At 48.7% G+C, this 15181-nt stretch carries 18 protein-coding genes; 16 read left to right on the top strand and 2 right to left on the bottom strand.

What is annotated here, in order from left to right; all coding sequences use genetic code 11:
- Positions 1–25 precede the first annotated feature (25 nt).
- The 13 genes from ribD (at position 26) to AB3351_RS07805 (ending at position 10864) form a co-directional block, all read left to right on the top strand.
- Positions 26–1117 carry a bifunctional diaminohydroxyphosphoribosylaminopyrimidine deaminase/5-amino-6-(5-phosphoribosylamino)uracil reductase RibD gene (gene ribD / locus AB3351_RS07745; RefSeq protein WP_371146553.1) on the top strand — a complete coding sequence of 364 codons (1092 nt, stop codon included), beginning with the start codon at positions 26–28 and terminating at the stop codon, positions 1115–1117.
- A 5-nt stretch (positions 1118–1122) separates the two neighbouring features.
- A complete protein-coding gene (ribE, locus tag AB3351_RS07750) occupies positions 1123–1776 on the top strand; it encodes a riboflavin synthase (protein WP_371146554.1) in 654 nt (217 codons plus the stop codon).
- Between the two features lie 25 nt (positions 1777–1801).
- Entirely contained in the window at positions 1802–2995 is a 1194-nt protein-coding gene (locus AB3351_RS07755) for a bifunctional 3,4-dihydroxy-2-butanone-4-phosphate synthase/GTP cyclohydrolase II (protein WP_371146555.1), read from the top strand.
- 23 nt (positions 2996–3018) lie between these two features.
- Complete coding sequence (gene ribH, locus AB3351_RS07760) at positions 3019–3486, top strand: 6,7-dimethyl-8-ribityllumazine synthase (RefSeq protein WP_371146556.1); 468 nt, start codon at positions 3019–3021, stop codon at positions 3484–3486.
- Between the two features lie 162 nt (positions 3487–3648).
- Positions 3649–4290, top strand: a complete 642-nt coding sequence (locus AB3351_RS07765; protein WP_371146557.1) for a site-2 protease family protein — start codon at positions 3649–3651, stop codon at positions 4288–4290.
- 15 nt (positions 4291–4305) lie between these two features.
- Positions 4306–5061, top strand: a complete 756-nt coding sequence (locus AB3351_RS07770) for a segregation/condensation protein A (RefSeq protein ID WP_371146558.1) — start codon at positions 4306–4308, stop codon at positions 5059–5061.
- Positions 5061–5648: an SMC-Scp complex subunit ScpB gene (gene scpB / locus AB3351_RS07775; protein ID WP_371146842.1), complete on the top strand. Its 588-nt coding sequence runs from the start codon at positions 5061–5063 to the stop codon at positions 5646–5648. Before AB3351_RS07770 ends, scpB begins: the two co-directional genes overlap by 1 nt.
- A gap of 125 nt (positions 5649–5773) precedes the next feature.
- Positions 5774–6256: a PH domain-containing protein gene (locus tag AB3351_RS07780; RefSeq protein ID WP_371146559.1), complete on the top strand. Its 483-nt coding sequence runs from the start codon at positions 5774–5776 to the stop codon at positions 6254–6256.
- Complete coding sequence (locus tag AB3351_RS07785) at positions 6249–7727, top strand: PH domain-containing protein (RefSeq protein ID WP_371146560.1); 1479 nt, start codon at positions 6249–6251, stop codon at positions 7725–7727. The genes AB3351_RS07780 and AB3351_RS07785 overlap by 8 nt, the downstream gene beginning before the upstream one ends.
- A 134-nt stretch (positions 7728–7861) precedes the next feature.
- Entirely contained in the window at positions 7862–8941 is a 1080-nt protein-coding gene (locus AB3351_RS07790; RefSeq protein WP_371146843.1) for a D-alanyl-D-alanine carboxypeptidase family protein, read from the top strand.
- Positions 8942–9526, top strand: a complete 585-nt coding sequence (locus AB3351_RS07795; protein ID WP_371146561.1) for a nucleoside recognition domain-containing protein — start codon at positions 8942–8944, stop codon at positions 9524–9526.
- Positions 9527–10060: a spore maturation protein gene (locus tag AB3351_RS07800; protein WP_371146562.1), complete on the top strand. Its 534-nt coding sequence runs from the start codon at positions 9527–9529 to the stop codon at positions 10058–10060.
- A 90-nt stretch (positions 10061–10150) separates the two neighbouring features.
- Positions 10151–10864, top strand: coding sequence for a pseudouridine synthase (locus AB3351_RS07805; RefSeq protein WP_371146563.1), 714 nt, complete (start codon positions 10151–10153; stop codon positions 10862–10864).
- A gap of 67 nt (positions 10865–10931) precedes the next feature.
- On the opposite strand, the gene AB3351_RS07810 is transcribed toward AB3351_RS07805, so the two are convergent.
- Positions 10932–11123 (bottom strand): hypothetical protein, encoded by a 192-nt coding sequence (locus AB3351_RS07810; RefSeq protein ID WP_371146564.1) that lies wholly within the window; start codon positions 11121–11123, stop codon positions 10932–10934.
- Positions 11124–11442: 319 nt separating this feature from the next.
- On the opposite strand from AB3351_RS07810, the gene resA reads away from it, so the two are divergent.
- Genes resA through ccsB form a run of 3 tightly spaced genes read left to right on the top strand, consistent with a single transcriptional unit; the run spans position 11443 to position 14822 of the window.
- Positions 11443–11967 carry a thiol-disulfide oxidoreductase ResA gene (gene resA / locus AB3351_RS07815; RefSeq protein ID WP_371146565.1) on the top strand — a complete coding sequence of 175 codons (525 nt, stop codon included), beginning with the start codon at positions 11443–11445 and terminating at the stop codon, positions 11965–11967.
- 18 nt (positions 11968–11985) lie between these two features.
- On the top strand, positions 11986–13605 hold the full coding sequence (gene resB, locus AB3351_RS07820) for a cytochrome c biogenesis protein ResB (protein ID WP_371146566.1): 1620 nt from the start codon (positions 11986–11988) through the stop codon (positions 13603–13605).
- On the top strand, positions 13602–14822 hold the full coding sequence (gene ccsB / locus AB3351_RS07825; protein WP_371146567.1) for a c-type cytochrome biogenesis protein CcsB: 1221 nt from the start codon (positions 13602–13604) through the stop codon (positions 14820–14822). Before resB ends, ccsB begins: the two co-directional genes overlap by 4 nt.
- A gap of 67 nt (positions 14823–14889) precedes the next feature.
- Here ccsB and AB3351_RS07830 read toward each other — a convergent pair whose 3' ends face one another.
- On the bottom strand, positions 14890–15120 hold the full coding sequence (locus AB3351_RS07830) for a hypothetical protein (RefSeq protein WP_371146568.1): 231 nt from the start codon (positions 15118–15120) through the stop codon (positions 14890–14892).
- Positions 15121–15181: the final 61 nt, after the last annotated feature.

Raw genomic sequence — 15181 nt, forward strand, 5'->3', positions numbered from 1 at the left:
TATGAAAAAGCAGGAGGAGTGAGACATGGAGCATAGAGAATATATGGAGCTTGCGCTTCGTCTGGCTGAAGCGGCACGAGGCCAGACAAGTCCGAATCCAGCCGTTGGCTGCGTCCTTGTTAAAGATGGACAGATTGTTGGGATGGGCAGTCATTTACGGGCAGGGGAGGCGCATGCGGAAGTACAGGCGCTGCGTATGGCCGGCGAGGCGGCACAGGAAGCGGTCGCCTATGTCACATTAGAGCCATGCAGCCATTATGGACGGACGCCCCCGTGTGCAGATGCGCTTATCGAGCAGGGGATTCAAAGGGTGGTCATTGCGATGCTTGATCCAAATCCGCTGGTGGCGGGACAAGGGATAGCGAGGTTAGAGAATGCAGGTATTGAAGTGCTCACTGGAATTGGTGAGATGGAAGCGAAGCGGATCAATGAAGCCTTCGTGAAATTCATTACAACGAAAAAACCGTTTGTTACGGTAAAAACTGCGATGACACTCGATGGAAAAGTGGCCACCTACGCGGGAAGCAGTCGCTGGATTACCGGAGAGGAAGCACGTCTTGAGGTGCACCGGATGCGGCATGCACACGATGCGATTCTTGTCGGGGTTAATACGGTACTTACAGATGATCCTAAGCTAACGACGCGTCTGGCGCTTGGCGGTAAAAATCCGATTCGCGTCATTGTCGATACAACGCTTCGTATTCAGTCGGATGCCAAGGTGCTGACCGATGGAGAGGCACCAACATGGATCTTTACAACTGAACGTGCCGATCAGATGAAATGGAAGCAGCTTGAGGAGATGGGGATTCGTGTATTTTCAACCGGAGACGATGTCAAAGTCAATATTGACCAACTTCTGTCTCAGCTTGGCGAGCAGCAGATCTCCTCGCTGCTGGTTGAAGGCGGAAGTCAGATTAATAGTGCTTTTTTGCATGCGCGGGCCATTGATAAGATCGTTTCGTACGTTGCGCCCAAGTTGATCGCAGGACAGGGAGCACCTACGCCGTTTGGCGGGTTGGGGATTGAAGAGATGGATGATGCGATCTCGCTTGCCGATCTGTCTTTTGAACAGATTGGCAATGATATCAAAATTACCGGCTATCCGGTTTGGGAGTGAGTGTAGTGTTTACAGGGATTATTGAGGAAATCGGAACCATCCGCTCTATTACACGCAGCAATCAATCAGCGGTGCTAGAAATCACGGGAGATAAGGTGCTCAGGGATGTTCGCTTAGGTGACAGCATCGCTGTGAACGGTATTTGCCTTACTGTGACGGAGTTTTCTGCCAAGCACTTTGCAGCAGACGTCATGCCGGAGACCATTCGAAAGACAAGTCTTGCCTTACTTGTTCCTGGTGCTCCAGTGAACTTGGAGCGGGCGTTGGCAGCAGGAGATCGCTTTGGCGGACACTTCGTTTCCGGTCATGTCGACGGAGTTGGCCGGATTGCGGCAAAACAGGCCTATGACAATGCGGTGCTCTATCGGATCGAGGCGGACGATACGCTGCTGCGCTACATTATTCCAAAGGGCTCCATCGCTATTGATGGCATTAGTCTTACGGTTGTAGAGGTAGACGATGCGGGCTTTAGCGTTTCAATTATTCCACATACGCTCTTAGAAACCGTGCTGCAATATAAAGAAAAAGGGGATCAGGTAAATCTTGAATGCGATATGATCGGCAAATATATTGAGCGGTTCATTATATGGCGTGAGAAGAAACAGCCGCCTTCCCAGCTCACAGAAAGCTTTCTTGCTGAGCACGGATTTCTTGATTGAGCTAACTATATAAGGAGTGGATTGTATGTTTCATTCAATTGAGGAAGCGATTCTGGATTTAAAGCGGGGCAAACCAATTATCGTAGTAGACGATGAGGACCGCGAGAATGAGGGTGATTTCATTGCGTTAGCAGAGAAAGCTGATGCGGCAGTCATTAATTTTATGGTGACACATGGGCGCGGCCTGGTATGTGTGCCGATTACAGAAGAGCGTGCGGCGGAATTGCAGTTAACACCTATGGTGGACCGCAATACGGATGCACATGGCACAGCATTTACCGTATCGGTCGACGAGGCAGGGACGACCACAGGAATCTCCGCGTTCGAGCGGGCTCATACCGTACAGGCAATGCTTGATCCGAAGAGCACTCCTGAGAGCTTCCGCCGACCAGGACACATCTTCCCGCTAATTGCCCGCAAAGGGGGCGTACTCCGCCGCGCCGGTCATACAGAGGCGGCCGTTGATCTGGCTCGTTTATGCGGCAGCTATCCTGCCGGTGTCATTTGCGAGATTATGAATGAAGATGGCTCCATGGCACGTGTGCCTGATTTGGCTCATATCGCAGAGAAGCATGATTTGAAGATGATTACGATTGAAGAGTTAATTCGCTATCGTACTCGTTACGATAAGCTGGTGAAGCGCGAAGTGGAGGTAGAGCTGCCGACCGAGTATGGGCATTTCCGCATGGTTGCCTATACGAACGATACGGATGGCAAAGAGCATGTAGCCCTTGTTAAAGGCGATATTGATGCTGATACGCCGACGCTTGTTCGGGTCCATTCGGAATGTTTGACAGGTGATGTATTCGGTTCGCTGCGCTGCGACTGTGGGCCGCAGCTGCATGCTGCACTTAGCCAGATTGAGGAGGCGGGCCGAGGAGTGCTCTTGTATATGCGTCAGGAAGGGCGTGGGATTGGGCTGATTAACAAGCTTAGAGCATACAAGCTGCAGGAGGCAGGACTTGATACTGTAGAGGCAAATGAGAAGCTGGGCTTTGCGGCAGATCTGCGCGAGTACGGCATCGGAGCACAGATTCTTGCCGACCTTGGTGTAGGGAATATTAAGATTCTTACCAATAATCCGCGCAAAATTAAAGGAATTGAAGGGTATGGACTGCATGTCGTAGAACGTGTGCCGCTCCAAATAGAAGCTGTGGCAGATAATGAGAGGTATTTGCGTACAAAGAAGAGCAAGCTTGGCCATCTACTTAAACTATAAATGAATGATACGGAGGATATATCATGGCAAAAGTATATGAAGGTAATCTCGTAGGTACAGGACTTCGAATTGGTATTGTTGTAGGACGATTTAATGAATTTATTACGGGCAAGCTACTTAGCGGCGCACTGGATGCCTTTAAGCGTCATGGTGTGGAGGAAGACAATGTAGAGGTGGCCTGGGTACCGGGTGCATTTGAACTCCCGCTGATTGTGAAGAAAATGGCCGAGTCAGGCAAATACGACGCAGTCGTTGCTTTGGGTACGGTAATCCGCGGCTCTACACCACACTTTGATTATGTATGCAATGAAGCGGCGAAGGGAATTGCATCGATCGGTCTCTCCACCGGTGTTCCATCCATCTTTGGTGTACTGACCACAGATACGATTGAACAGGCAATTGAGAGAGCCGGTACGAAGGCGGGCAATAAAGGATGGGAAGCGGCTACTGCTGCAATTGAGATGGCCAATCTTACCAAATCCTTTGAGTAAATATAGGAAGACTAGATCAGGTTACGAATGAAAGAAGGGAAGCGCGAGTATACTCGGCTTCCCTTCTTCGTGTGTAAAATGGCGCAATTGTACAGAGTTCAGCCATGTGGTAGAATGAGGTGCAGCTTTATAGAGTTTTATAAGAGGTAAGGGGGAGCGTTGTTGTTTAATTTGGATTGGGATTCGCTCTTATATCGGGTAATCGCATTCGTGATTGCCTTCTCGATTCATGAATGGGCGCATGCATATGTAGCGTACAAGTTAGGGGATCATACAGCAAAGAATGAAGGGCGCTTAACATTGAATCCGATCAGTCATGTTGATCCGTTTGGCATGCTGCTGATTTTGTTCGGGCCGTTTGGCTGGGCGCGTCCGGTACCGGTTAACATGTTTCATTTTCGCGGCAACCGCCGTCTTGGAATGGTCTATGTGGCGATTGCCGGTCCGCTGACGAATTTGATTCTTGCCTTTTTATTTCTGCAGGCCCTATGGTACCTGATGACGACAGGTGTTATGAATGCATGGCCGGCGTGGGCTGCGACGCTCGTAAGCAATACGGTGCAGTGGAGCTTTACGATTAATGTGGCACTATTTGTATTTAATTTGCTGCCTGTAGCACCGTTAGATGGATCAAAAATCCTCCGCTACATTCTGCCGCGCCGATTTGACGGCTTTTTTGAGAAGGTAGAGCCGTATGGAGCCTTTGTGCTGTTAGTCCTGATCTTCATTCCTGCGCTAGGCGCGCCTATATTGTATCTTCCATATGAATGGGTGCAGAATGCGCTGCTTTCCTTGATGAGATAGAGAGGTGAATGTTTGATGGGAGTTGACATCAAACTGGATTCGTTTGAAGGGCCGCTGGATTTGCTTCTGCATCTCATAGATCGGGCCGAGGTGGATATTTATGATATTCCTGTTGTAGATATTACGGATCAATATATGAATCACTTGTACATTATGCAGGAGCTACAGCTTGATGTGGCGAGCGAGTTTCTTGTCATGGCGGCTACGCTTCTGGCAATCAAAAGCAAAATGCTTCTGCCCAAGCGCGAAGAGGCGATGTTTGATGAGTGGGGTCTTGAGCCTTATGAAGAGGAGGAGGACCCGCGTGAAGAACTCGTACAGCGCTTACTAGAATATAAAAAGTACAAAAGCCTTGCGGAAACGTTCCGTGAACGGGAAAAGGAACGCAGTCGGGTATATACCCGGCCGGCTGAAGATTTGAGCCAGTTCATCCCCGAAGAGGAGAATCCGATTGCGAATGTAACAATCTATGACCTTGTAGATGCCTTGCAAAAGGCCTTGGCACGGGTGAATCGAAAAGAAAGTACAGTGAAGGTACAGCGGGATGAGATTTCGATTAAGGACCGAATGAAGGAAATCCATCAAATGCTTGATATTGCAGGCGGTAAGGTCTCGTTCTCGCAGTTGCTGGCGAAGGAAGAGTCGAAGATCGAGATTGTTACCACGTTCCTCGCTTTACTGGAGATGATGAAAAAACGGACGGTAGTGTGCCAGCAGGATGGACTATTTGATGAGATTATGGTGTCGCGTATGCAGGAGGATGCAGTATGATAGATGTAGAGCGGTTGAAGGCGATTGTAGAAGGTCTATTGTTTGTGGCAGGAGATGAAGGGATTGAGGCCAAGCAGCTAGCGTCCATTCTTGATCTTGAGAATCATGAAGTCATTGCGCTGATGGACGAGATGAAGCAGGAATATAAAGAACAGCAGCGCGGCCTTCAGATTGTGGAGATTGCACAGGCATACCAGTTTACGACCCGCCCGGAGTTTGCTGAGTATTTCGAGAGGCTCGTTGATACGCCGTCACATGCCACACTGTCACAGGCGGCCCTTGAGACGCTTGCGATTATTGCCTATAAGCAGCCGATTACGCGCCTGGAGCTCGAAGAGATTCGTGGTGTAAAATGCGAGAGCTCGATCTCGCGGTTGATTAGCAAGACCTTGATTAAAGAGGTAGGAAGAGCGGAAGCTGTAGGAAGACCGATCCTTTATGGAACGACCAAAGAGTTTCTTGAGTACTTTGGTCTGCGCAGCTTAGATGAACTGCCGCCCGCGCCTGATTTTTCAGCAGAAGGTGCGGATGTGGAGCAGGAAGCCTACCTATTTTATAAGAAGGATACAGAAAATACAGCCCCTTAAGCAGCTTGTCCGCGTAAGGGGTTTGTTTATTGTATGCAAGATAGTGGATAAAGTAAGAAACGTCTAGAGAGGAAGGGACGTACATAATAGCAAGAAAAAGTACATGCAGGAAAGAGGGGAAGAGCATGGAAGGAGATTTGCTTTGGAGAAGGATCGATCAACGCGCTCCTAAAGTATGGCGTCTTACGCACGGACTGGTGTCACTTATACTGTGGCTTGTGGTGGCAGGAGCCTTCACTTTGCATATAACCGTGGGCTTACCGCGGCTTGTTGTGTGGGTTATGGGAGCCTGTGCTCTGCTTTACTCAATCATTGATGTATTGATTCTGCCTACTCGTCAATGGCTTCGTTGGAGCTATTATATTGCTGAAGATGAGATTCATCTGCGCCACGGTGTATGGTTTGTTAAAGAGACGGTCATTCCTATGGTTCGCATCCAGCATGTTGATACGAAGCAGGGACCATTCTTAAGACGATATGAGCTCTCTAGCGTAACGTTTTCTACCGCAGCGGGCAGCCATGAGATTCCGGCGCTTTCCGTTGAGATGGCTGATGAAGTACGTAATATGATTGTACGGCTGGCGAAGGTGTCAAATGAAGATGTCTGAGCCGCGTCGTCTGCATCCAATTGCTGCACTGTTATCCGGTCTGCGGGCGCTGCGAGAGTTGCTGCTGCCGCTTGCTATTCTTATTATCTCAAGCTTCTTTCGCGGTGGAACGAGTGAGGGGTCGGAGATGTGGTGGCGATTTGGCAGTGCCGGCGCTGTCTTGGTTGGAACATTGATTTTTGGCGTACTTTCCTGGAGTCGTTATCGTTATGCGGTGGAGGAAGGGGAATTGCGTATTGAGCACGGTGTGCTTGTGAAGAAGCGAAATTACATCGCTAGGCAGCGGATTCAAGCGGTCGATTTTACAGAACCATTGCTGCATCGTTTATTTGGCGTCGTCAAAGTAACGGTGGAGACGGCAGGGGGACAGAAGCCGGAAGCGGTGTTGACCGCAGTCACAAGGGAAGAGGCGGAGCATCTAAAGCAGGAGCTGATGTTCATTAATGCAATGCGAGAATCTTCGGATACAGAGGATGCGCTGTATCAGGGAGTCGGGGACGCACCGGTGCAGGTGGAGCGGGAACCGGACTTTCTGTATGAGCTGCCGTCATCAAGATTGTTTATTTATGGAGCGACATCAGGTGGGATCGGGGTTGTGCTTTCATTATTCGCAGCGGCCTTCTCGCAGGCTGGGGATGTCATTCCGTATGAGCGGATTTTTTCGTTTTTTAACCACTTCGTTTTTTCGGCACTTCTGATCCTTGCGTTTGTTGTACTGCTTGTTGCCTGGGTACTCGGCATGTTGGGTGTCATGATCAAATACGGTGGATTTGTGTTAAAGAAGAGCGGAGATCGGCTGTTGATTACCAGGGGATGGATTGAGCGTCGCCAGCTGACCATTCCGGTAAAACGGGTACAGGCCGTCCGTCTGGTGGAAGGTGTGCTGCGCCAGCCTTTCGGGTTTGTAAGCGTACAGATTGATACGGCAGGCTATGGTGCGGTAAAGGGCGAGAAGACGATCATTTTTCCGCTGTTACGCCGAGCGGAGGTGCGGGATTTGCTTGAAGAGGTGCTTCCCGGATTCTACGTAGAGACCAAGCTTACACCGCTGCCGAAGCGATCTGTCCTCTTCTATATGCTTGGCCGGGTGCTGCCTGTACTTATTGTTAGCAGTCCTAGCTTTTATTTTCTTGCGGGAATGTGGCGTTATACAGCCGGGCCGCTTCTTCTACTGGCAGCCTTGCTTGGCGTATGGCAGTATCGCAGTGGCGGGTTTGCGGTGAAGCAGCGTGAGACTCTCGTACTGAGGAGCCGCTTTATTAGTCGGACGACAACATTTATTCCGCGTCGTCGCATTCAGTTTGCTAGACTTCGTACAGCGCCCTGGCAGCGCTCGGCCTCTCTTGCCTCTTATACGGCTGTAGTTGCATCCGGTCAGATGGGGGCAAAAGTGGCACTGCATCATATGAAGGAAGATGATGGGCATGCATTGTATGAGTGGGTCCAACAGAATACGAACGCAACGGAGTAGGAAGAGCAGAGGCCGGATGGGCTTCTGCTTTTTTTGTATTCTGCTAGAAATATTCATAATCCATTGGACAGCCCATATATATGTAGTAATGAATACGGAGGGGGATTTGCGTGGGGAAATTCTTTGTACTATTCATGGCTTGTCTGCTTATGCTGCCAACATTTGTACAGGCTAAAAATGCTGAGCCGCCGCCCATCTCCGCTGAAACAGCGGCTTTAATCGATGTGACAAGCGGCCGCATCTTGGCCGAGAAGCAGGGGGATAAACGGATGCGGATTGCGAGTCTGACAAAAATCATGACGGCAATCGTAGCGCTAGAGGAAGGGAATAGCCAAGAGATTGTTGTTACACCGGATAGCGCGTATGCAAAAGAAGGCTCCTCCATCTTTTTGAAGCGTGGCGAAAAAATGAAGATGGAAGATATGCTGTATGGGCTGATGCTCCGCTCCGGAAATGATGCGGCAGTCGCTATTGCCGAGCATGTCGGTGGTTCCGTGGAAGGCTTTGCCCGGCTCATGAATGAAAAGGCAGAATATATCGGTATGCAAGCCAGCCACTTTACGAACCCGCACGGACTCGATGATAGTGATAACCATTATTCCACGGCGCGGGATATGGCATTGTTAACGGCGTATGCGCTGCGCAATCCCGAATTTCGCAAAATTGTCTCTACCGAAGTAAAGTCGATCCCCTGGGAAGGCGAGCAATGGGATCGCAAGCTGTTGAATAAGAATAAGATGCTCCGTCTCTATGAAGGAGCAGATGGTGTAAAAACAGGCTACACCAAATTGGCGAAGCGCTGCCTTTCTTCTTCCGCCACCCGAGATGGCCGCCAGCTTGCCATTGTTGTATTGAATGCCCCCCAAGACTGGGATGACTCCATGAATTGGATGAACTACGGATTCAGTCAATATCCGCTGGTGAATATTGTGGGTGAGAGGCAGCGGGTTGGCGAAGAAAAACAGGAGAATGGTGTACTTGCTTATTACAGTACACGGGCATTTTCTTATCCGCTCACTGCAGAAGAAAAATCACGGGTGGAGGTACGGATTGTCCGCAATATTCGTCAGCCTCTGCTAGAAATTATGCTCGGTGATACGTTGATTGGCCGTATGCCGCTTACAATCGAGCAGGAGACAATGGCACAGGCGGTTGGACACCGGTTTACATCGAATCTGGAGTCGTTCGTCCGAACGATGATGGAGGGGATCTAGATGGTGAATTATATCTGGGCCGGAATGATTTTTATCGGTATTGCCACAGCTTTTCTGACAGGCAATGTCGAAGCGGTGAATAAGGCGGTATTTGAAGGCGCAAAAACAGGAGTCACCGTTGCATTTGGTTTAATCAGCATTCTCGTTTTTTGGATGGGCGTAATGAAAGTAGCGGAAGATGCGGGATTATTAAAGCAGATGGCACGCCTTCTCGGTCCGATTGCCCGCTGGTTATTTCCCACAGTACCAAAAGACCATCCGGCGTTTGGGTATATTCTTTCAAATATGGCCGCCAATATTTTCGGGCTTGGCAATGCGGCGACGCCGATGGGGATTAAAGCCATGCAGGAGCTGCAAAAGCTGAACCCGAATCCTTCCGTCGCCACACCTGCTATGTGTACGCTGCTTGCGCTCAATACATCAAGCATCACGCTCATACCGACAACAATCATTGCCATTCGGATGAGTTATCAGTCTGCCAATCCGGCTGAGATTGTCGGCACGACACTCCTTGCCACGTTTATTGCTACGTGCAGTGCCATTCTGATTGACCGATGGTATCAGCGAAAGGAGTGGCGTAGATAAATGTATGCGCTTGTCACACAAGTATCGTTATGGGCAATTCCGCTGCTGCTCTCCTACGTATTGGCTTATGCGCTGTATAAGAAGGTCCCTGTGTACGACACGTTCACCGTAGGGGCGAAGGGTGGATTTGGCACCGCGATCCGCATTATGCCGCATATGGTGGGCATGATGGTGGCCATTACCATCTTTCGTGAATCCGGTGCGCTTGATCTGCTTTTAAAGGCGCTGCGCCCGCTGCTGGATCTTGTTCATTTTCCGGCGGAGATTCTGCCGCTCTCCCTGCTTCGGCCGATTACCGGCTCCGGCTCGCTTGCGATTACGACCGATTTAATTGCCCAGCACGGCCCCGATTCCTACATCGGACGATTGGCCAGTACGATCCAGGGCAGTACCGATACGACATTATACGTATTAACGGTCTATTTCGGGGCGGTAGCTGTACGTCATACGAAGTATGCGCTCAAGGTAGGGCTGCTGGCGGATTTAATTGGTGTTCTTGCTTCCTTGTTTGTTGTCTGGCTTGTGTTTGGATAAGCTCCCGTGCGTGGATATGCCGGGAGTTTTTTCGTGCGCGTTGTATCCATTGCGCGGGAGCGGTATGATGGGGAAGGAGGTTGATAAGACATGGAACGTTTGCAAAAAATTATGGCACAGGCGGGTGTAGCTTCCCGCAGAAAATGTGAAGAATTAATTACAGCAGGACGGGTAAAAGTCAATGGAGAGACGGTGCAGGAGCTCGGATATAAAGCTGATCCCACGCGCGATACGATCGAAGTGGACGGAAAGAAAATCGAGCGTGAGAAGCATGTGTATTTTCTATTACATAAGCCGACCGGCTACATTACATCTGTAACCGACCCGCAGGGCAGAAAGACAGTGCTTGATCTGATGAAGGGAATCACAGAGAGGGTGTATCCTGTTGGGCGGCTTGACTATGATACGTCAGGTCTGCTTCTTCTAACCAATGACGGTGAATTCGCCAACCATATTACGCATCCTCGACATGAACTAGATAAGGTATATGAAGCCGTTGTAAAAGGCAGAGTGGAAGAGAAGGCGTTGGCGCGTCTGCGTGAGGGTATCATGCTTGAGGATGGCATGACGGCGCCAGCCGAAGCGGTGCGCTTGCATTTTCAGGAGAGAAACGGAACGAGCGTTATCCGCCTAACGATACATGAGGGGCGCAATCGGCAGGTACGGCGGATGTGTGAGGCGGTAGGGCATCCGGTGCTTGCGCTAGAACGTGTACGCTTGGCCTTTCTTACGCTTGACGGTGTATCGAAGGGTACCTATCGGACGCTTACAGCAGAAGAAGTACGGCGCTTGATGGCATTATAAGAAAATCTAGGCAAGAAAAAAATGGCGTAGCGCGCCATTTTGTACGAATAAATATTTATGCAGCGAACTACCAACTAATATCGTCGATGTCCATGCGGGAAATGACCTCAAACAAATCCTGCTTGCTTGGTACAATCAGGATGACTCGCTCATCCGTAACATTGTATAGATCACCCGTTACTTTTTCTCCCTTTACATAAACAGTAACGGTTGCGTGGCGCTGCAGCAAAGCGTTCCACTGCATCTCCGTCGGTATCATTATGCGTCCACTCCTTCATTCGAACGTAGCAGCCGAAGTCGGCTGGTAAGATAAATTCAATTCTACAACGAATAAATACATATGTAAATAAATATTTATGCATTATTTTAGCTTGCTGTACCATGAGTATGACCATGTATTTGCATAAAAAGAAAATTGAGGTAAGCTAAGAGGGTATGTGATGCAGTGATCTTGCTGTCACGAAACGTTCAAAAAATGGATGAAGTGTTAAATTTGATAACCGTTATAATGTGTATAGTTATCCTTGATTTAACAATGAAAACAGTAGCTATTGCAGCGTGTTGAGGAGGTTGCCTACATGGGAACGCGTAAGATTACACGGTTGGTTGTGTTGTCGGTCATTGTCCTCGCTGTCGGATGGACGTTTTACAGCGCGTATTTTAATGATAAGACCACAGTGCAGGTAGGAAAGCCCGTGCCTGATTTTGTCGCTCAGCAGCTTGGCGGTGAGAAGGTGCAGCTAAGCCAGTTAAAAGGAAAAGCGGTGGTACTAAATTTCTGGGGCACATACTGTCCGCCCTGTCGTGAAGAGATGGCAGACTTGAATAAAGCGGCGAAAGATTTTGCGGATAAGAATGTAGTGATTCTGGCAATGAATGTAGGTGAATCTGAGATCCCGATCCAATCATTTGCACGTCAGTACAAATTGGATGCGCTACCAATGCTCATGGATCCGTCACGGGATATTACCCGTAAATATCAAGTCGGAGAGATGCCGTCCACCTTTTTCATTAAAGCAGACGGTACGCTGTATAAACACATCGTCGGCGGTCCGATGTCGTATGAAACTATTCGGGATAACATGCAGCAAATTGCTCCGTAAGAAACTTGAGGTGAGACCATGTTAGATAATGTAAAATGCGCATGCGGCCATTCCAATCCGGTCGGGACGATGCTATGCGAATCATGCGGTGCTCCACTTGCGAGCGAGATTTCCGGCGAGAAACCGGATATGCGCTATGAAGGTGCGGCCAGACGTTCGCAAATATACAAGAAAACGATTGTGGATCGCATCTGGAATTTTTTCTCTTCTGTACGTAATGCTGTAATTATGATTATTTTGACGTTGATCGCATCTGCGCTCGGTACGGTATTTCCGCAAGAACGTTATATTCCGGTACCGAAACCGGCAGAACAATATTACCCGGAAGCATACGGTACGTTTGGCCGCATTTACTACGAGCTTGGATTTCATAATTTATATTCGTCCTGGTGGTTTATTGCGCTCATGCTGGGCATAGGGATTTCGCTTGTAATTTGTAGCTTAGATCGTGTGGTTCCGCTGTACCGTGCACTAAAAAAGCAACGCGTCAAGCGGGATAAGAGATTTCTGCAAATTCAAAAAGTGCATGCAGCACTTGATATAGAGGGCAAGGATGCGGCACAGTTATCAGCCTCGCTTGAAGAAGGGTTACAAAAACAGCGCTACCATGTACGCCGTGAACAGAACGCGCTCCTCGGAGAGAAAGGGCGCTTTAGCCGTTGGGGACCATACATAAACCATATCGGTCTTATTATTTTTTTACTTGGCTGTTTGATGCGTCTTATCCCGGGATTCTATCTTGATCAGTATGTATGGGTACGCGAAGGCCAAACGGTTCCTGTGCCGGAAACCGATTATTATGTAAAGAATGAGCAATTCATTAAAGAGTACTACAAAGATAATGAGTTTCCAGAGAAGCTCGATCTTGATGGAGTCGTCGTAAAAGAGTATAGAACACATGCGGTACTATATAAGAATGAGAATGCGGCGATCCCAGGCTCAGAGCCGAAGCTGACCAAGGTGGAGCAGCATGATATTCGGGTTAATCATCCATTGAAATATGAAGGCCTGTTGCTGTATCAATCGGGGGAGCAAGAGAATCAACTGCAAGCGTTGAATCTTACGTTAGTAGATACAGAGACGAAGCAGCCGCTTGGCAAAGCAAAGCTTGATCTCCTTTCACCGGAAAAGGAAGTGAAAGTAAGCGAGCAGATCAAGGTAGAGGTGCTGCAGTATTTTCCTGATTTTGCTCTTGATGATAACAAGCAGCCGATTACGAAATCAACAGAGCCGAACAACCCTGCTTTCATCGTTAATACGATTTCACCAAAAACACCAAGCGGTGAGAAACAGTGGATTTTCCTTGGCAACACGCTTACAGCGGACGGTAAGGAGCCGCAAATCACGTATGAATTTGCCAAGCCTGATCTAGTGGATATAAGCGGATTGATGGTACGTAAGGACAACAGCATTCCCGTGATTTTCTTCGGTGCAGCAATTAGTATGGTCGGTTTGATTATGGGCTTCTATTGGCAACATCGTCGTATTTGGTTCCAGACAGAGGGAGACAAGCTTTTGGTGGCGGCACATACCAACAAGAACTGGTTCGGTGTAAAGGGCGATGTGAAAAAGATTCTGGAAGCAAACGGATATCAGATCACTGCCGCGCAATTGGAGAAGGAGGCTAAACAATCATGAACAATCTGATCGGGACAAGCAATATGATGCTGACCATCGCGTTTATTTTCTACTGTATTGCCACGATTCTATATTTTGTTGCTGTGACAGGAAAAAGCTTCCGCAGCGATAAGCCAGAAGAGCATGGCCGCAGATTTGGTCGTTTTGCTTACGCTGCGGCTGTGATCGGCTTTATCGCACATGCTGTATTTATTGGAATACGCTGGTATGTAGGCGGACATATTCCGACAAGCAACATGTTTGAATTCATGCAGTTCTTAGGCTTTGCGATGACGCTTGCGTTCTTGGGCATTTATTTAATCTACCGTATTCCGTTAATCGGCGCCTTTGTTATGCCGTTTAGCGTGATTATTGTTGCGTATGCGGCTGTATTTCCGCGCGAAGTAACGCCGCTGATCCCGGCGCTTCAGAGCTATTGGCTGCAGATTCACGTTTCGACAGCGGCGCTTGGTGAGGGAGCTTTTGCCGTAGGTTTTGCAGGGGGCCTTATGTACTTGCTTCGCACAGTGGATACGAAAGGTAAATCAGCGTCTGCCATCTGGCTTGAATTCGTTATGTGGTCGATCTGTACATTGATTGCTTTTATTGTGCTTGTATTTTCCTTTCAACTTGCAGGCTATCAGTCAACATTTAAGGCACCCTTTAAAATGTCAACCGGACAAGTGGTAGAATCACAGGTGAAATATCATCTGCCAGCGATTGTGGGACCCAAAGACGGTGTATTAGAAACAACGGACAAGATGAAGCCGCTGTTTGAAGCGCCTGGATTCATGAAGGGGAATCAAGCGGCACGTAAGTTTAATACATTGATTTGGTCCGGACTTAGCGGTACGGTGCTGTACGGAGTAGCCCGTTTGGCGTTCCGACGCAGGATTTCTACTGTAGCGAGCAAATGGGTACAGGAGTTAGAGCCGGATCTGGTGGATGAGATCAGCTACCGTGCTGTGGCGATCGGCTTCCCGATTTTTACGCTGGGCGCGCTGATTTTTGCGATGATTTGGGCGCATGAAGCATGGGGCCGCTTCTGGGGCTGGGACCCGAAGGAAGTATGGGCGCTCATTACGTGGCTGTTCTACAGCGCCTACCTCCATCTGCGTCTATCCCGGGGGTGGCAGGGTAAGAAATCAGCTTGGATGGCTGTAATTGGCTTCATTATTGTTATGTTCAACCTTATCTTTGTAAATCTGGTCATCTCAGGTTTGCATTCGTACGCATAGAAGAAGGCAATAGAAAGCGCCTCGCTCCAGATTGAAGCGAGGCGCTTTATTTAGACAACAACGGTCATTACTCAAAGTCATCAGGGCTCTTTTCTTCAAGTTCATCGTCCTGCATCATAGTCTCTGTTTGATTTTCGGTACGGCTTTTGGGACGGTTGTCGCTTTGGGGCTGATCTCCCATTTGTGAATATGCATCATCATCCTCGATGACACCGATTTGATAGGCGTTCATAATTTCTTGGTGCACGATTTGTTCACCTTCGGATTCATAGCGAATGTTTTGTTCCGGCTTTTTCATAAAAAGCTCACTCCTTTCGCTCTTATATTGTTTCCACGAAACTGCAGATTAAAACAAAGAC

This window comes from Aneurinibacillus sp. REN35 (assembly GCF_041379945.2).
Classification (GTDB): Bacteria; Bacillota; Bacilli; order Aneurinibacillales; family Aneurinibacillaceae; genus Aneurinibacillus.